The following is an 18,367-nucleotide window of genomic DNA, read 5'->3' as shown; positions in this document are numbered from 1 at the left end:
CCCCGAAAGAGGACCTGCTAGCAATGTTTCAGTTGAAGAGTGTAACCCGCCAATTCGGCAAGAAGACAGCCGTGAGTTCGGTTACCTTCGACATCCCGCAAGGGCAGATGGTCGGCGTGATCGGCCGTTCGGGTGCCGGCAAGTCGACGCTGCTGCGCATGATTAATCGTCTTGTCGATTTGTCCTCGGGCTCGATCGTCTATGACGGTACCGAGGTCTCGTCGCTACGCGGTGCTGCCCTTCGCAACTGGCAGCGCGACTGCGCGATGATCTTCCAGCAGTTCAACCTGGTGCCGCGCCTCGACGTGCTCACCAACGTTCTGCTCGGCCGCCTCAATCACCGCTCGACGGTCTTGAGCATCCTTAACATGTTCACCCGCGAAGAACGCATCATGGCGATCGGCGCGCTCGAGCGCCTTGGGATCGAGCAGACCGCGCTTCAGCCCGCAGGCACGCTTTCCGGCGGCCAGCAGCAGCGCGTCGCAATCGCCCGTGCTCTGATGCAGCAGCCGAAGGTGCTGCTCGCCGACGAGCCGATCGCCTCGCTCGATCCACTCAACGCCAAGATCGTCATGGATGCGCTTCGCGACATCAACGAGCGCGACGGCATCACGGTCATCACCAACCTTCACACACTCGATACCGCGCGCAACTATTGCGAACGCATCATCGGCATGGCGCACGGCCGCGTTGTCTTCGACGGCCAGCCCAAGGATCTGACTGCGGCAGCGGTTGCCGAGATCTATGGCGCCGATACGGGCATCGAGGAATCGATGACCTCCACCAGCATCAACATTCCCGCGGCCGAACCGCAGGAAGAAACGGCATCGGCCGGCCTCAAGCCGCTGGCACTGGCCGGCATCTGACGCCCGCCAGGATCGAAAGCCCGCGTCAAGGGCACCTCTTTGAAACCGAATAGCATCCGGCCGAGCCGGACACACGGGAGAACCTTATGCTGAAGAAAGCTCTTCTGGGCGCCGTCGCGCTCCTCGCCCTCGTCGGCCACGCTCAGGCTGAAGACCTCAAGGAATTCCGCATCGGGATCCTCGGCGGCGAGAACGAAGCCGACCGCCTGCGCAACTTCCAGTGCCTCGTCGACAAGCTGCCGGCCGCCATCGGCGTCGAGAAGGTCTCGCTGTTCCCGGCCGCCGACTATGACGGCGTTATCCAGGGCCTGCTCGGCGGCACGCTCGACTACGCCGAACTCGGCGCTTCCGGCTACGCCAAGATCTACCTCGCCAAGGCTGACGCCGTCGAGCCGATCCTGACAACCGTCCAGACCGACGGTTCGACCGGCTACCACTCGATCATGGTCGCCCGCAAGGATTCCGGCATCACCAAGCTCGAAGACCTGAAGGGCAAGAAGCTCGGCTTCGCCGATCCGGACTCCACCTCGGGTTACCTCGTTCCGCTCGTCACCCTGCCGGAAGCAATCGGCGCGCCGGTCAAGGAATTCTTCGGTGAGACCGGCTTCGGCGGCGGTCACGAAAACCTCGTTCTCGAAGTCGTCAAGGGCACCTTCGATGCCGGCACGACCTTCGGCTCGGGCGTTGGCGAATTCAAGGACGGCTACACCTCCGGCAACCTGCGCAAGATGGTCGACAAAGGCATCCTCGACATGAACGACCTCGTCGAGCTCTGGAAATCGCCGCTGATCCCGAACGGCCCGATCGTTGTCCGCACTTCGATGAACGACGACATGAAGGCAAAGTTCAAGCAGTTCATGATGGACCTGCCGAAGACCGACGCCGCTTGCTTCTCGGCCATCCAGGGCGGTGATTTTACCGGCTATACCGAAGTCAACTCCGACTTCTACAAGCCGATCATCGACGCCCGCAAGGCGACGATCGGCGGCTGATAGACCGCATCTCCCGGGAACGCTGGCCGCCCAAACGGCCAGCGTTTCACTGTTGAAGGGGTGTCCGGCACCTGTCCCGACTGCATGTCTCAGCGCCGCGCCGCTGAGTACGTCCATCGCTTATTCACGCATTTCCTGACGGAAAGCCGCTTCGCACTTTCCAGGAAATGCCAAAGAGGCCGGTGTAAGCCGGAATGATCATGGCAACTTCCCTGCTCCCGCGGCATCTGAGCGACAACGGCGCCGTCATCGAGCGCCATTGGCAGGAACTCAGTTCCCGCCGCCGTCTCTATTCCTGGCTCGGCTTCGGCCTTCTCTTCCTGACGCTCTCGGGCTCGCTCTGGTTCGCCAACGATTCCAACGCCGGCAAGTTCTTCGATCGCCTGCCGCATTTCTTCGACTTCGTCGGCGATCTCGCACCGCGCGACGGCCTGGAAATATTCCGCGCCATGTTCGACCTGCCCTCGCCCTATGACGACGGCAGCTTCAAGTACAACTACCCCGAAGGCCGGCTGTACCTGACCGACAGTTTCTACATCCCCGAATATGTCCACAAGATGCTGGAGACCGTGAACATCGCGATCTTCTCGACCGTCATCGGCACGGCGCTCGGCTTCGTGCTCTGCTTCCTTGCCGCACGCAACCTGATGCCCAATCCGTGGATACGCGGCGCGGTTCGCCGCTTCATGGAGATCCTGCGCGCCTTTCCGGAGGTGGTGATTGCCGGCTTCTTCCTGGCGATCCTCTCGCTCGGGCCCATTCCCGCGATCGCCGCGGTCTCGATCCACACGATCGGCGCGCTCGGCAAGCTTTTTTACGAAGTGGTCGAAAACGCCGACATGAAACCGGACGAGGGCCTGCGGGCTGCCGGCGGCAACTGGATCGAGCGCGTCTGGTTCGGCATGGTGCCGCAGGTGCTGCCCAACTTCACCAGCTATTTCCTGTTGCGGCTTGAAATCAACGTGCGCGCCTCGACCATCATCGGCGCCGTTGGTGGCGGTGGCATCGGTGAGCTTTTGCGCCTTTCGATCGGCCAGGGCCACCAGGCCAAGACGCTGGCGATCGTCATCTTGCTGTTCGCGACCATTTTCGCCGTCGACCAGTTTTCCGCTTGGCTTCGCCGCCGCCTTGTCGGCGAGCAAGCATTCCAGCTTGCCCAATAGGTGCGCGCCATGACCACGACCACACGACTGAGCCCGATGGAGATGGACGCGATCGCGACCCGCCATCCCGAGCTGCTGAAATCCTCCACCACCAAGCGGGTACGCACGGTAGCGATCGCCGGCGGCGTCATCGTTTACCTCGTCTTCAGTTGGTGGTTCTTCTCGATCGGCCAGGTGCTCGGCAACGCCAATTGGGGCATCGCCGGCACCTACCTCGCCGACTGGGTTTCTTACGAAGTGCGTCCGCAAATCCACATCGCTTCGGACCGGACGATGAGCCTCAACTATCAGCGCAATTCGCCGCTTGGCCCCAATCCCAAGCCGGACTGGGTGGAACTCGACAAGGAGACGGTGACGCGCCGCGTTGAAATTCCGGCGTCGACGGCGCAGGCAGCCAAACCGAAAGCAAACTCGTCCTTCAGTTTCATGGCGCCCGGTTCGGCCCTTGGCGGCGGCTCGACGGCCGCGACGCAGAACCGCGTCGAAACCCGCACGGAAGAGGTGCTGACGCGGGTCGTCGTGACCTACGACCGCTCGACCAAGATCGAGATCGCCGACGGTCTGGTGAAGGCGACCCATGGCGGCGAGACGCTGACGATGGCCGTCGACGGCACGGACACGGTCACACCGCAAGGCGTTTTGCCGTCCTGGGCGACGCAGAAGCGTCCCGGCGAGAAGATCGTTCTGGCTTTTGGCGCCACCGGGTGGGCCGAAGTCGAAGGCGACGAGGTCTCCGTGCGCAATCGGTTCTTCGGTTGGGCGAATTTCCTCTTCGACACCAACTCGCCCTTCTTCGGCAAAAGCTATGGCGAGGTTGCCTCGCTGATCGCCTCCGGCGAGCGCATCGATCCGGCCCGCTCGAACCTTTCGCTTGCCTGGAACAACATTCTCTATAATGCCGAATGGCAACATCTGGATGTGTGGACGAAGCTGCTGCAGACGGTCGTCATGGCCTTCGTCGGCACGCTCTTTGCCTCGCTGATCGCCTTCCCCCTTTGCTTCCTGGCCGCCCGCAACATCACGCCGAACTTCATGGCCAATCAGTTGGCCAAGCGCTTCTTCGACTTCCTGCGGTCGGTCGACATGTTCATCTGGGCGCTGTTCTTCACCCGCGCCTTCGGCCCCGGACCGCTTGCCGGTATCTCGGCGATTTTCTTCACCGACACCGGCACGCTGGGCAAGCTTTATTCCGAGGCGCTGGAGAACATCGACGACAAGCAGCGCGAGGGCGTCAAGTCGGTGGGTGCCGCGCCGCTCGCCGTGCAGCGCTTCGGCGTGTTGCCGCAGGTGCTGCCGGTCTTTGCCAGCCAGGCGCTCTATTTCTGGGAATCGAACACCCGTTCGGCGACCATCATCGGCGCCGTCGGCGCGGGCGGTATCGGCCTCAAGCTCTGGGAAGCGATGCGCACCAATTCCGATTGGGAAAATGTCGCCTACATGGTGCTTCTGATCTTGCTGGTTGTCTTTATTTTCGACAGCATCTCGAACGCGTGCCGTTCGCGCCTGATGGGGCGCAAGGCACATTGACGACAGCCAGGCATTTGCGCGCCCGCCATCATGATGTTGTCATGGAAATCGGTTAGCTGCGCATCGCATCCCGCAAACTATCGACCCGCCGCCCTGGCGGGCCGGTCGCTACAAGAAAGTGAAGACCGTGCGTTATGCAATCTACTTCGCGCCGCCGGCGGACGACCGGCTGTCGCAGGTCGCGTCCCGTTGGCTTGGCCGTGATGCCTTCACCGGCCAGGATCTCGATACCCCGCCGGTCGCGGGCCTCGACAAGGATACGCAGCGCGCGCTGACAGCCGACCCGCGGCGCTACGGTTTCCATGGCACGCTGAAGGCTCCGTTCGAGCTTGCGGAAGACCGCGACGAGGAAGAATTGCTCAGCATCTTCGAATGCTTCGCGGCCGACCTCGATCCCTTCGAAATCCCTGAAATCGTCCTTTTCCAGCTCGGTCCGTTCTTTGCCCTTGTGCCGTCCGCCCCTTGCGCCGAACTGCAGGATCTGGCCGAAGATGCCGTTCATCGCTTCGACCCGTTCCGTGCCCCCCTGTCGGAGGCGGACTTTGCCCGGCGCAAGCCGGAGAGCCTCCCGGAGCGCCAAAGGCGCTACTTGAGGGAATGGGGCTATCCCTATGTATTCGAAGAATTTCAGTTCCATCTGACCTTGACCGGTCCCGTGCCCTCCGAAGCGAGCAGCGTCATGCGCTCTGTCCTCGAAACCACCTTTGCCGAGCACATCGGAAAGCCACTTCACGTAACGTCAGTCGCACTCTTCGTCGAACCGGAGCGCGGCGCCCCCTTTACTGTCCGCTCGCTGCTGCCGCTTGGCAGCGACACCCAACGAAAGATTGCATGAGATGAGCAAAGAACAGGTTCTAACCAATGCCCGCATCGTTCTGGAGGATAGTGTCCTCGACGGTTCGGTGCTGATCCGCGACGGCAAGATTGCCGATATTTCCAAGGGAACGGTTACCGGCGGCGAGGACTTCGAAGGCGACTATCTGATCCCCGGCCTCATTGAACTGCACACCGATCACCTCGAAGCCCACTATTCGCCGCGCCCGGGCGTACGCTGGCTGAAGATCGCAGCGATTCAGGCGCATGACGCACAGGTCGTCACCTCCGGCATTACCACGGTGTTCGACTGCCTGCGTCTCGGTTCCGACGAAGACGGCGGCTTCCAGAAGGGCGAGATGCGCAGCATGGCCGATGCCCTGGCGCAGGCGAAGGAAGAAGGCCGGTTGCGCGCCGATCACCTGATCCATCTGCGCTGCGAAGTGTCCACCTCCGACGTGCTCGACCACTACGAGGACTTCCAGAACGATCCGCAGGTCAAGCTCGTCTCGCTGATGGACCACGCGCCCGGTCAGCGCCAGTTCCAGACGATGGACCAGTACACGCTCTACTACAAATCCAAGCGCGGCCTCTCGGACGAAGAATTCGCCCGTTTTGTCGAACGTCAGCAGGCGCTTTCGGCAAAATACGCCGGCCCGCACCGTACCGCGCTTGCCCAGGCCTGCGCCGCCCGCGGCATCACCATCGCCAGCCATGACGACGCAACCGTCGACCATGTCGAGGAATCGATCGGCTTCGGCATCAAGCTTGCCGAATTCCCGACGAGCTTCGAAGCGGCGGAAGCCTCGCACCGCGCGGGCTTGAGCGTGCTCATGGGCGCACCGAACATCGTGCGCGGCAAGTCGCACTCGGGCAACATCGCCGCACGCGACCTTGCAGAGCGTGGTGTCCTCGACGTGCTGTCGTCGGACTATGTGCCTTTCAGCCTGATCCATGCCCCCTTTGTCCTCTCCGACGAGATCGCGGCGATCGACCTGCCGAAGGCAATCGCGATGGTGACTTCGACGCCGGCACGCACCGTCGGTCTTAACGACCGCGGCCGCGTCGCGGTCGGCCTGCGTGCCGATGTCGCCCGCGTCCACCGCAAGGAAGGCATTCCGGTCGTGCGCTCCGTCTGGCGCGAAGGGCGGCGTGTCGCATGAGCGCGCGCGAACAGCGTGGCGCGCTCGTCGTCGTCGTCGGACCGAGCGGCGCCGGCAAGGACAGCGTCATGGGCTTTGCCGCCCGGCACTTTGCCGACTGTCACGACGTGCACTTCGTTCGCCGCGTCATCACGCGCCCTTCGGACGCCGGTAGCGAGGTGCATGAAAGCGTCTCGGAAGACGAATTCGTCGGCATGCAGAAGGACGGCGCCTTCGCCGTCTCCTGGGACGCGCATGGACTGAAATACGGCATCCCCTCCGCGGTGCTCCAGAACGTCAGAAACGGCATGACGGCGATCGTCAACGGCAGCCGTCACGCCTTGCCTGCGTTCCGGGAAGCCTTCGGAGAGATCGCGGTCGTGGTCATCACGGCGGAAACGCCGGTGCTCGCGAAACGTCTTGCCGAGCGCGGCCGCGAGAGCGAGGAAGAGGTGCTGCGGCGGCTCAGCCGCCAGGTCCCCGACGTCACGTCCGGGCCCGGTGTCAGCGTCATCGACAATAGCGGCAGGCTCGAGGTCGCCGGCAACCGCTTCGTCGAGGTCGTGGAGCGGCTGCGCATCAAGGCGGATCACGCCGCTTAGCGTGGTCCATTTTTGCCCCAGCAGGGCTTCGGCTCGCGAAGACGCTCGCGCTCATCCTTTCCTATAGACATAAACGGCGGTCTCGAATCTTAAGGTTTCGGGGCCTTTCTTTTTTGCGTCCATGAAACCCGACGCCGGCCAAAAATTCCTAAGAAATCAGATTTCTAAAGCGATCTGCTCAGATGTCTCATCGCTCTTCGGCGACCCGATCGCCCTTTCCTTTTCCTCCAGGCTGCCAATTTTCCTCTTGTGGAGCGAATTAATATGTATATACATTATATCCAGTGGAGGCGACCTCATGAACCAACTCTCGACCCGCAAGCAGGCATCCGGCATCTGGCGCAACGTGCGTCTCGTGACACTCCGCGAAAACGTCGACGGGCTTGACGTCATCGAGGATGCCGCCGTTGCGGTCGTCGACGGTCGTATCGTCTATGCCGGTGCGGAGCGTGATCTTTCCGCAGACTTCGCGCGCAGCCTCGAGGCCACCGACTGCAAGGGGCGCGTCATGACGCCCGCCCTCATCGATTGCCACACCCATCTCGTGCACGGCGGCAACCGCGCCCGCGAATTCCAGATGCGGCTCGAAGGCGCGACCTATGAGGAGATCGCGCGCGCCGGCGGCGGCATTGTTTCCTCGGTGAAGGCGACCAATGCGCTGACGGTGGATCAACTGGTCGGCAGCGCCCTGCCACGCCTCGACACGCTTCTTTCCGAAGGTGTCTCGACCGTCGAAATCAAGTCCGGTTACGGGCTTAACGTGGCTGCCGAGCTCAACATGCTGCGCGCGGCCCGCAAGCTCGAAACACTCCGTCCGGTGCGTATCGTCACCAGCTACCTCGCCGCCCATGCGACACCGGCCGACTACAAGGGCCGCAACGGCGACTATATTTCCGACGTGGTCCTGCCCGGGCTCGACGCGGCCCACGCCGAAGGGCTGGTCGACGCTGTCGACGGCTTCTGCGAGGGCATTGCCTTTTCGACCGCGGAAATCGCCCGGGTCTTCGACCGCGCCAGGGCGCTCGGCCTGCCGGTGAAGCTCCATGCCGAGCAGCTCTCCAATCTTGGCGGCGCCAGACTTGCAGCTTCTTACGGCGCGCTTTCGTCCGACCATCTGGAATATCTCGACGCCGAAGGTGCCGCAGCTCTTGCCAAGGCGGGGACCGTCGCGGTGCTGCTGCCTGGCGCTTTCTATGCACTGCGCGAAGAGCGCCTGCCGCCGGTTCAGGCGCTGCGCGATGCCGGCGCGCATATCGCGATCGCCACCGATTGCAACCCCGGCACCTCGCCGCTGACCTCGCTGCTCCTCACCATGAACATGTCGGCGACCTTCTTCCGGCTGACAGTTGCCGAGTGCCTTGCCGGTGCGACGCGCGAAGCCGCACGCGCCTTGGGCCTGCTTGCTGAGACCGGCACGATCGAGGTCGGCAAATCAGCCGATCTCGCGATCTGGAACATCGAGGATCCCGCCGAGCTCGTCTATCGCATCGGCTTCAACCCGCTTCATGAACGCATCTTCAGAGGGCAAAGGACTGGTCAATGACCATTATTCTACATCCGGGCTCCGTGCCCCTTCGTGACCTCGAAACCATCTACTGGACCGGTGAACCCGCCCGTCTCGACCCGTCCTTTGACGCCGGCATTGAGAAGGCCGCACGCCGCATCGCCGACATCGTCGCCGGCAACGCGCCGGTCTATGGCATCAACACCGGCTTCGGCAAACTGGCTTCGATCAAGATCGACAGCGCCGACGTCGCGACGCTGCAGCGCAACCTGATCCTGTCGCATTGCTGCGGCGTCGGCGAGCCGCTTGCCGAAAACGTCGTACGCCTCATCCTGTCGCTGAAGCTCGTCTCGCTCGGTCGTGGCGCCTCCGGCGTTCGCCTCGAACTCGTGCGGCTGATCGAAGCCATGCTCGAAAAGGGCGTGATCCCCGTCATTCCCGAAAAGGGATCGGTCGGCGCCTCCGGCGACCTCGCGCCGCTCGCCCATATGGCAGCGGTCATGATGGGCCATGGCGAAGCCTTCTTCGAAGGACGTCGCATGCCGGGCGCCGAAGCGCTTTCCGCCGCGGGCCTGACGCCTGTCGTGCTTGCCGCCAAGGAAGGCCTGGCGCTGATCAACGGCACCCAGACCTCGACCGCACTGGCGCTCGCCGGCCTCTTCCGCGCCCACCGCGCCGCGCAGGCCGCGCTGATCACTGGCGCCATGTCGACCGATGCCGCGATGGGGTCCTCCGCGCCCTTCCATCCCGACATTCACACGCTGCGCGGCCATCGTGGCCAGATCGACACGGCCGCAGCCCTGCGTGCACTTCTCGCCGGCTCGGCCATCCGCGAAAGCCATATCGAAGGCGACGAGCGCGTGCAGGATCCCTATTGCATTCGTTGCCAGCCGCAGGTCGATGGCGCTTGCCTCGATCTCTTGCGCTCCGTTGCCCGCACGCTCGAGACCGAAGCCAACGCTGTCACCGACAATCCGCTGGTGCTCTCGGACAATTCCGTTGTCTCCGGCGGCAACTTCCACGCCGAACCGGTCGCCTTCGCTGCCGACCAGATCGCGCTCGCTGTCTGCGAGATCGGCGCGATCTCGCAGCGCCGCATCGCACTGCTCGTCGATCCTGCCCTCTCCTATGGCCTCCCGGCCTTCCTCGCCAAGAAACCGGGCCTCAACTCCGGCCTGATGATCGCCGAGGTCACCTCCGCCGCGCTGATGTCGGAGAACAAGCAGCTCTCGCATCCGGCCTCGGTCGACTCGACACCAACGTCGGCCAACCAGGAAGATCACGTTTCCATGGCCTGCCATGGTGCTCGCCGCCTGCTGCTGATGACCGAGAACCTCTTCTCGATCGTCGGCATCGAAGCACTCACCGCGGTCCAGGGCGTTGAATTCCGCGCGCCGCTCACGACGAGTCCGGAACTTCAGAAGGCCGCCGCCGCACTTCGCGCCGTCTCGCCGACGATCGAAGAAGATCGCTACATGGCCAACGACCTCAAGGCTGCCGGCGACCTCATCGCTTCCGGTCGCCTGAACGCTGCGGTTTCCGCCGGCATCCTTCCCAGCCTGGAGGCCTGAGATGGCGGTCTTCGAAGTCAAAAGGGGAAACTCCCCGGTCATTCTCGGATTTCCGCACACGGGCACGGACGTGCCGGGTGCGATCTGGGATCGGCTCAACGACAACGGCCGGATATTGGCCGATACCGATTGGCACATCCACCAGCTCTATGATGGCCTGCTGCCGGAAGTGACCGTCGTTCGCGCCACCTTCCACCGCTACGTGATCGACGCCAACCGCGATCCCGCCGGCGTCAGCCTCTACCCCGGCCAGAACACGACCGGCCTTATCCCGGAAACGGACTTCGACGGCAAGCCGATCTGGAAGGATAGCGAGGCGCCAACCGAAGCCGATATCGCCGAACGCCTGCGGACGTTCCACGCGCCCTATCACGCGGCACTCGCCGCCGAGATCGAACGTGTCAAGGCAATCCACGGCGTGGTCGTGCTCTATGACTGCCACTCGATCCGCTCGCATATCCCGTTCCTCTTCGACGGAAAGCTGCCGGATCTCAACATCGGCACCGACATGGGCAAGACCTGCGCACCCGAGATCGAGAAGACGACTGCCGATATCGCTGCTGCGGCAGTGGGTTACACCAGCATTCTCAACGGCCGCTTCAAGGGTGGATGGACCACTCGCCACTATGGCCGGCCGGAAACCGGCGTGCATGCGATCCAGATGGAGCTCGCCCAATCGACCCATCTCGCCGCAGAAGAGCCGCCTTTCGCGCTCGACGCCGCCCGTAGCGCGCGGCTGCGCGGGCCGCTGAAAGCCATCCTGAATCGCATCGAAACCATCGCATTTGACCTCAAGACACAGACAGGGAGCGAGGCATGACCATGAACAATCCGCGCCACAACATTCGCGACGTGCGCGCCCCCCAGGGCACGACGCTCAATGCCAAGAGCTGGCTCACCGAAGCGCCGCTGCGCATGCTGATGAACAACCTCGACCCGAACGTTGCGGAAAACCCGCACGAACTGGTCGTCTATGGCGGCATCGGCCGGGCGGCGCGCACCTGGGCCGATTTCGACAAGATCGTCGAGACACTCAAGGACCTGAACGACGATGAGACGCTGATGGTGCAGTCCGGCAAGCCGGTCGGCGTCTTCCGCACCCACAAGGACGCCCCGCGCGTGCTGATCGCCAACTCGAACCTCGTGCCGCATTGGGCGACCTGGGATCACTTCAACGAGCTGGATAAGAAGGGTCTCGCCATGTACGGCCAGATGACCGCCGGCTCCTGGATCTATATCGGCACACAGGGCATCGTTCAGGGTACCTACGAGACCTTCGTGGAGGCTGGCCGCCAGCACTATGGCGGTAATCTTAAGGGCAAATGGGTACTGACCGGCGGCCTCGGCGGCATGGGCGGCGCCCAGCCGCTCGCCGCCGTCATGGCCGGCGCTTCGTGCCTCGCCGTCGAGTGCAATCCGGACTCGATCGATTTCCGTCTGCGCACCCGATACCTCGACGAGAAGGCCGAAACACTGGACGAGGCGATGGAGATGATCGCCCGCTGGACCAAGAATGGCGAAGCGAAGTCCGTCGGCCTGCTCGGCAATACCGCCGAGATCCTGCCGGAAATGGTCCGCCGCGGCATCCGTCCCGACATGGTCACCGACCAGACCTCGGCGCACGACCCGGTCAACGGCTATCTGCCGAAGGGCTGGACGATGGGCCAATGGAAGGAAAAGCGCGTCAGCGATCCGAAAGCGGTCGAAAAGGCTGCGCGCGCTTCGATGCGCGATCATGTCGAAGCCATGATCGCCTTTAAGGACATGGGCATTCCGACCTTCGACTACGGCAACAACATCCGCCAGATGGCCAAGGAAGAAGGCCTCGAGAACGCCTTCGCCTTCCCGGGCTTCGTCCCGGCCTATATCCGTCCGCTCTTCTGCCGCGGCATCGGTCCGTTCCGCTGGGCGGCCCTGTCAGGCGATCCGGAAGACATCTACAAGACCGACGCCAAGGTCAAGGAACTGCTGCCCGACAACAAGCACCTGCACAACTGGCTGGACATGGCGCGCGAGCGCATCTCCTTCCAGGGCCTGCCGGCACGCATCTGCTGGGTCGGCCTCGGCGACCGCCACCGCCTCGGCCTCGCCTTCAACGAAATGGTCAAGAACGGCGAACTGAAGGCTCCCGTCGTCATCGGCCGCGACCATCTCGACTCGGGCTCGGTCGCCTCACCCAACCGCGAGACCGAAGCGATGAAGGACGGCTCGGACGCCGTCTCCGACTGGCCGCTGCTCAACGCCCTGCTCAACACCGCATCGGGCGCCACTTGGGTGTCGCTGCATCACGGCGGCGGCGTCGGCATGGGTTTCTCGCAGCATTCGGGCGTCGTCATCTGCGCTGACGGTACCGATGACGCGGCCAAGCGCCTGGAGCGTGTGCTCTGGAACGACCCAGCAACCGGCGTCATGCGCCATGCCGATGCGGGTTATGAGATCGCTCTCGATTGCGCCAAGGACAAGGGCCTGCGCCTGCCGGGCATTCTCGGCAACTGATACGCCCTCGACCGACATACTCAACGGACATACTGATTGGGGCGCCGAAAGGCGCCCCAATCACTTTTTGATGAGACACGTACCAGGACTCCGTCTTCCTTGCCTCAGCGCCTTGCAGCTGTTGATTGCGATGCTAGAAAAATGGAGATGCTATCGCATTGCTGGCGACGCATTGCAGAAGATCCTTCTCGCTCACGCGAGCGCTGACTTCTTATGAGAAGGCTTCGTGTGTTGGGGCAGAAACAGGAGAAGAACCATTAGGCATCTTATGTTTACCGCGGGGCTTCTGACGAGCGTCTTTATTGCTTCATCTTCGGTCGCCCAGAACGTGAGCTTCTTCGGCCCTGTTCGCAACGGAGAGCGGCATTTTACCGCCTTCCCGGAATTTATCGGCGTAGGAATGAGCCAAGGGGAGAGCAAGAAGAGGGACGTCGTCTTCTCAACAATTCAAATGCTCGCCATCACTGCCGGAATTGAGGTGAGAGCCCAACCGGGCCTCGGGAGAAACACCATCGGCGTGATCTTCAGAAACGACGTCGTCCAGAATGGCCGGGTCGACGTCAGCAAAATTGAAGATTTCGGCTTCGACCCCTACTATGAGAGGCTGCTGAACGATAGTGCAGCAACTGGTGCAGCAAACTGCGCTTCGGCCGTGAACTATTCTGCGGAAGGACGGTTTGACCGAGCCGTCGTCGTTGCAAACAGCGACGTCCCCGATCAGGAGTTGGCGACCTGCGTGGCTCAGGCCCAGGCGCACGCTCTGGGGATAGCCACGTTCAACTCCAGCAAAGCCGATTTTTCGCGCTTCATCACGAGGATTATGATCCTCATCGATCAAAAGAAGAGATGTCTCCAAGACAACCAAACAAAATTGACGTGCAAATTTGTCGATGAGCCCTGGGACTAGCCAGTTAGCGGCGGACTGTCCTCTTTCCTGTTCGATCGCCATCTAGCACCAACAGCAGCACCAACCCGGCAAATCCTGCTACACCGCCAAGCAACGCCGTGCCCGAATAGTCGCTGACCCGGGTGCCAAGCGCAAAGAGCCCGGCACAAAGCCCGCCGCTTAAGAAAAGATTCACGGCGATCAGCGAGCTTCCCAGTCCTGGCCGATCGGCGATCAGGTCCTGAAGATAGCTGATCGGAATGGTGATCAGTGCGGCGGCGCCGAAGGCGCTGACCAGGGTGAGTGCGTAGATCTGCCAGGTGGCGGCGGAAAAACCGAGTAGCAGCATGTAGCCGATATAGATGGCCGTCCCCAGCGCCAGCGCCTTGAAGGGGACGAGGTTCAACTGAATGCGCACCCAGACGAAGATGAAGACGACTTCCAGGAAAGCGACGATACCGACGATAATGCCGATATCAGTGACGCTTCCGCCGATTTCGTCGGTCATGATGAGAGGCAGCACCGCCGCATTGACATGCAACGTTGACGTGATCGTCGCAACGGCAATCACCCGCAGAAAAATGCGCGGCGTCAGGATTTCTCGGAACGATGTCCAGTAGGACAGCCGCTTGCCGAGTGACGGGTCGACGCCGCCCTCGTTGGGGAGCGAAAAGAAGACGATCAACAGATTGACGGTGCAGCCAAGACAGGCAAGCAGATAGGCAGGCAACATGCTCTCTCCGCCCGCCAGCGCAAAGCCCACCAGTCCCGGCACCAGCACCCAGGCAAGCGAGATGGCCGCACGTGCGCCCGTCGTCAGTGATGCCGCATCATGCCCGCTCATCCGCCGTGCGATGCTGCGCACATTGGCGAAGAGAAGCGTATAGAGTGAGCCGTAGATCGGCAGCAGCAAAAGGACGCTGATGACGAAACTCATCTGGTTCGGTAGCGCATAGACGATGCCGTAGCCGACGACGCCGAAGAGGATCGCCGTCGACATCAGCACCCGGTAGTTGCCGACGCGATCGGCGAGGATGCCGATCGAAACGCTGACAATGACATTGACCGTCGAGGCAACGAGGATCAGCAACGAATAGACGGCGTCGCTGAGCCCCAGTTCGTTGATGCCGACGACCGACTGGTAGGGCGAGGTTGCTGCCCCCGCAAAACCGAACAGGAAGATTGCGAGCATGCTGATCCGCATGGCCGGGTTGCGCATGGCGCTGAGAATGGTGGAAGTCATGCCAGAACGTGTCCGCGAAGCGGGTGGAGGGCGCTGCACAATTCCTTAAATCGGTATCTATCCAAGGAATTGTGCGGCAACTTGAAGTATCGCTGCGACCTTAGCGCGTCTCCCAAAGACGCGCGACGCTGCAGCGCAAAGCCTACCCAAGACTCAGGTAGGAATAATGCGGACAGCGCGACCTCAATCGTCGCTCGACCAGCGGGCCGAGAACCGCGCAGCCGGCTCGAAGGCGAAGTCCTGATCGAAGGGGTAGGCCGGCCGCGGGCGGCGGAGGCTTGCCAGGCCGGCGATGCCCTGATTGACGACGCCCTCGGTCAAGGCCATCAGATTGGGGTTGGCGATCGGCGCCAGCTCCGGCGACAGGTAACCCGACTTGACGACCAGCAACCGCACCGCCTGGGGATCGAGCCCCAGCAGACGGAAGTCCTCGATATCGTGATAGGGTCTGCGGCGCGCGGCAATGACGATATCGATCTCACCGACGCGCACCACCGCCTGCCGCTCCCTCTTAGCGCCTGGATCGTCGAGCTTGACGACCTCCACCAGCATCTCGGCGCTTGGGCTTGCCGGGTCGAGGCTTCCGCCGATCTTGAGCATCAGCGTTTTGCCGACACCCGCGTCGAAACACGCCTCGACAGCGGGCCGGTCGGTGATGCCGGCGATCAGGGCGCCGCGCCAGTTGCGTGCCAGCAGCGCCTTCAGAACATCGGCGCGGTCGCCGACGCCGCCGCCGGTCGGGTTGTCGCCGGAGTCGGCAAGGATTATCGGCGTTGTCGTCGCCCGCCCGGCGATGTCGAGCATCTCGTCGAGCGGTCCCGTCACCGGACCGAAGCGGAAGTTCCGACGCTCCGCCCAGTAGCCGGCGGCGATCTCTTCGACCGTTTGCTTGGCCGCGGCCCTATCCGTCGCGGTGACGACTGCGCAGGCGGTAGCCCGCGGCTCATCGGCCCAGACGTAACCGACCATCAGGTTCGCGTCGAGGATCCCCCGCCGCTTGTCGATCTCTGACAGCTGGGCATAAAGCGACTTCGCCGGCTCGTCCTCGGTCGAGGTGCATTCGCCGGGCAGCAACACCGGAACCGGCGCCCAGGCGATACCCGGCCGCGTTCCGTTTTTTTGCGCCGAGACGAGCATTGACCAGGCACGGGCCATGGTTTCGGGCGTATCGATATGCGGCGCGGTGCGGTAGGCGGCGAAGATGTCGAGCTGATCGATGATCTTCTGGCTGACATTGCCGTGCAGGTCATAGCTCGCCGCGATCGGGCAATCGGGGCCGACGACGGCGCGGGCGGCCGAGATCCAGTCGCCCTCGGCATCGTCCATGCCGTCGACCTTGATCGCTCCATGCATGGCGAGATAGAGGCCGTCGATCGGCAGAGCTTCGTTGAGCTTTTCGAGGAACTCCGCCTTGAACGCCTCATAGGTCGGGCGCGATACGGGTCCGCCCGGCACGGCGCGCGCATGCAAGAGCGGCAGATGCTCGACGCCTTCGGCTTTCATGAAGCTGAAATAGTCTGCGTCCAGCAGCGCCTGCCCGCGCAGGACACGGAAGTCGTCTTCCGTCATCAGAACCGGTGAATAGGTACTGCACTCGGTGTGGATGCCACCAACGGCGATGCGCATGGGTTTTCCTCTCAGAGGTTCGGGCTGAGCGGCGCGATTGCCGCGAAGCGCAGCCAATCCTTCGCCGACTTGGGTGTCCAGGCCGCCTCGGCGATCGCCGGAAGCCGCGGGAAGACCAAGCGGTTGAAGTAGCCGCGCGAGAGGAAGTGCTCGCACCAGATGCAAGCCTGGACGCCTTTGAGGCGCGGCTTCAGCTCCTCAGGAAACTCACCTTCGGCCTCATAACCATAGGTGTGGGCGGGGGTGGCCGTGCCAGCCCAGCTCGCACCCGGCTCCTGCCACGCATCGGCCTGCGCCATGTCGAGATAATAGGCCTGTCCGGGCGTCATCACCACGTCATAGCCCTCCCGCGCGAGCTCGATGCCGACCTCCGGTCGCTCCCAGGCCATCAGTAGCGTACCTTCGGTCGAGACACCGCCGCCATGCGCCACCTCGTTCCAGCCGGCGAGCTTGCGGCCACGCGCCGTCAGCATCTGTTTCACCCGCTTCAGGAAATAGGACTGCAGCGCGAAGGTACCGGAAATGCCTTCCTGCTCCATCAGCTTCTTGGCAAGGGGCGAAGCAAGCCACGAGCCGTTTGCCACTTCGTCGCCGCCGATATGGATGTACGCGCTCGGGAAGAGCTCGACCATCTCGTCGAAAACCTTCTCGAGGAAATCGTAGGTGAAGGCGACGGCCGGATTGAGCGCATTGTTCGGGTAGCCCTGGACCGAGTGGTAGCTCTCCGGCGCCTCTTGGCCATCGGTCAGATCCGGCAGCGCGACGAGCGTCGCCGTGCTGTGTCCGGGGATGTCGATCTCCGGGACGACATCGATGTGGAGCGACGTTGCCTGCGCGACGATCGCCTTGACGTCCGCCTGGCTGTAGAAGCCGCCCACGGGCTCTGCACCATTGCCGAGCTGCGGCAAGAGCGGTTCATCCGGACCACGCAGAACGCCGAGCGTCGTCAGCTCCGGGAACGCCTTGATCTCCAGGCGCCAAGCCTCGTCATCCGTCAGATGCCAATGGAAGATGTTGAGCTTGAACCAGGCGAGGATATCGATCAGCCGCGCCACGTCCGCGGTCGGGTAGAATTGTCGGGAGACATCGAGATGACAGCCGCGCCAACCGTAGCGCGGTGCATCCGAGATCGCGCCGCTCGCCGGGAAGCGGAACTTGCCGGGATGATTGCGCGCGCCGTGCAGGAGCTGGGCAAGGCTCGTCAGGCCGTATTGGCGGCCGGCGCTGCCGCCGTAGTTCAGGCGGATGTCGGTTTCGGAGAAATCGAGGCGATAGGCCTCTGCCGCCAAACCGGCATCCGCGATGAAGACGATCGCCCGCCCATGCCGCGATGCAGCAAGGCTGAAGGGTGCATGGGCCTCGGGAAACAGGCGATGGAAAAGCGACAGGACGGTATCAAGCGCTGCAATGTCGTCTTGCCCGGCCCCAGTGGCCGGATAGAGAACGACCGGGAAACCTGTTCCGGCGTGAAGCTCGAGCGTCGCCGGCCAGGGCTGAAGCGCATAGGGTTGATCGAGTTTGCCTTCCGGCAGCCGAACCGGCGGCGGCTCACTGACGGCGTTTTCAAGAAGCAAATCCGATACCGCGACCGGCACATGTCGGCCGTCGGCAAGCGTCAGGTAGGCGGACTTGGCGCCATCAGTGCAATGGCGCGCATTGCGATGCAGGCCGCTGACGGTGAAGGTCCAGCTTTCGCCGTTGTCGATCGTCAGCCCCTCAGGCGGCGCAAACTCGTGAAAATTGGCATTGCGGCGCAGGAAGACGGCATTGTCGCAGGCCTCGGGATCGATGACGCGGGTCAGCGACGTATAGACGATCCTGAAGCCGGAAAGTGGCGCACCGGAGACGTTGAACAGCGTGAAGGTGAACCGGCCAAACGGGCCGCCATCCGGCTGCCAGGACGCCTCGAGACGATAGGAAACCGGGTGCATCTTCT

15 protein-coding genes are annotated in these 18,367 nt (G+C 62.9%); 12 read left to right on the top strand and 3 right to left on the bottom strand.

Annotated elements, in window-relative coordinates:
* Positions 1-23: 23 nt before the first annotated feature.
* The 12 genes from phnC to ACQ5BM_RS12805 all read left to right on the top strand — a co-directional run bounded on the left by phnC (position 24) and on the right by ACQ5BM_RS12805 (position 13,583).
* Positions 24-866 (top strand): phosphonate ABC transporter ATP-binding protein, encoded by an 843-nt coding sequence (gene phnC / locus ACQ5BM_RS12860; RefSeq protein ID WP_113535160.1) that lies wholly within the window; start codon positions 24-26, stop codon positions 864-866.
* 86 nt (positions 867-952) lie between these two features.
* Positions 953-1,858, top strand: coding sequence for a phosphonate ABC transporter substrate-binding protein (phnD, locus tag ACQ5BM_RS12855; RefSeq protein WP_334198170.1), 906 nt, complete (start codon positions 953-955; stop codon positions 1,856-1,858).
* A gap of 200 nt (positions 1,859-2,058) precedes the next feature.
* Entirely contained in the window at positions 2,059-3,021 is a 963-nt protein-coding gene (gene phnE / locus ACQ5BM_RS12850) for a phosphonate ABC transporter, permease protein PhnE (protein WP_429811458.1), read from the top strand.
* A gap of 9 nt (positions 3,022-3,030) precedes the next feature.
* Positions 3,031-4,548, top strand: a complete 1,518-nt coding sequence (gene phnE, locus ACQ5BM_RS12845) for a phosphonate ABC transporter, permease protein PhnE (protein ID WP_429811456.1) — start codon at positions 3,031-3,033, stop codon at positions 4,546-4,548.
* Positions 4,549-4,675: 127 nt separating this feature from the next.
* Positions 4,676-5,383, top strand: a complete 708-nt coding sequence (locus ACQ5BM_RS12840; protein WP_429811454.1) for a DUF1045 domain-containing protein — start codon at positions 4,676-4,678, stop codon at positions 5,381-5,383.
* Position 5,384: 1 nt separating this feature from the next.
* Entirely contained in the window at positions 5,385-6,524 is a 1,140-nt protein-coding gene (locus tag ACQ5BM_RS12835; RefSeq protein WP_429811452.1) for an alpha-D-ribose 1-methylphosphonate 5-triphosphate diphosphatase, read from the top strand.
* A complete protein-coding gene (gene phnN, locus ACQ5BM_RS12830; RefSeq protein ID WP_429811450.1) occupies positions 6,521-7,105 on the top strand; it encodes a phosphonate metabolism protein/1,5-bisphosphokinase (PRPP-forming) PhnN in 585 nt (194 codons plus the stop codon). Before ACQ5BM_RS12835 ends, phnN begins: the two co-directional genes overlap by 4 nt.
* A 298-nt stretch (positions 7,106-7,403) precedes the next feature.
* The gene (gene hutI / locus ACQ5BM_RS12825; protein ID WP_429811448.1) at positions 7,404-8,648 is read left to right on the top strand and encodes an imidazolonepropionase; all 1,245 of its coding nucleotides are present in this window, start codon (positions 7,404-7,406) and stop codon (positions 8,646-8,648) included.
* Positions 8,645-10,180: a histidine ammonia-lyase gene (gene hutH / locus ACQ5BM_RS12820; protein ID WP_429811446.1), complete on the top strand. Its 1,536-nt coding sequence runs from the start codon at positions 8,645-8,647 to the stop codon at positions 10,178-10,180. The genes hutI and hutH overlap by 4 nt, the downstream gene beginning before the upstream one ends.
* A 1-nt stretch (position 10,181) precedes the next feature.
* Positions 10,182-11,000 carry an N-formylglutamate deformylase gene (gene hutG / locus ACQ5BM_RS12815; RefSeq protein WP_429811444.1) on the top strand — a complete coding sequence of 273 codons (819 nt, stop codon included), beginning with the start codon at positions 10,182-10,184 and terminating at the stop codon, positions 10,998-11,000.
* Between the two features lie 2 nt (positions 11,001-11,002).
* A complete protein-coding gene (hutU, locus tag ACQ5BM_RS12810) occupies positions 11,003-12,676 on the top strand; it encodes a urocanate hydratase (RefSeq protein ID WP_429812026.1) in 1,674 nt (557 codons plus the stop codon).
* A 268-nt stretch (positions 12,677-12,944) separates the two neighbouring features.
* Positions 12,945-13,583 carry a hypothetical protein gene (locus ACQ5BM_RS12805; RefSeq protein WP_429811442.1) on the top strand — a complete coding sequence of 213 codons (639 nt, stop codon included), beginning with the start codon at positions 12,945-12,947 and terminating at the stop codon, positions 13,581-13,583.
* Between the two features lie 4 nt (positions 13,584-13,587).
* On the opposite strand, the gene ACQ5BM_RS12800 is transcribed toward ACQ5BM_RS12805, so the two are convergent.
* The 3 genes from ACQ5BM_RS12800 to ACQ5BM_RS12790 form a co-directional block, all read right to left on the bottom strand.
* On the bottom strand, positions 13,588-14,805 hold the full coding sequence (locus ACQ5BM_RS12800; RefSeq protein ID WP_429811440.1) for an MFS transporter: 1,218 nt from the start codon (positions 14,803-14,805) through the stop codon (positions 13,588-13,590).
* A 183-nt stretch (positions 14,806-14,988) separates the two neighbouring features.
* A complete protein-coding gene (locus tag ACQ5BM_RS12795; protein ID WP_429811438.1) occupies positions 14,989-16,431 on the bottom strand; it encodes a M81 family metallopeptidase in 1,443 nt (480 codons plus the stop codon).
* A gap of 11 nt (positions 16,432-16,442) precedes the next feature.
* Positions 16,443-18,362 (bottom strand): beta-N-acetylhexosaminidase, encoded by a 1,920-nt coding sequence (locus tag ACQ5BM_RS12790; RefSeq protein ID WP_429811436.1) that lies wholly within the window; start codon positions 18,360-18,362, stop codon positions 16,443-16,445.
* Positions 18,363-18,367 lie beyond the last annotated feature (5 nt).

The sequence above is a fragment of the Ensifer sp. B1-9 genome (assembly GCF_050474445.1).
Taxonomy (GTDB): Bacteria; Pseudomonadota; Alphaproteobacteria; order Rhizobiales; family Rhizobiaceae; genus Ensifer.
Note: the sequence above shows the minus strand (reverse complement) of the source record. Positions and strands in the feature narration are given on the sequence as shown.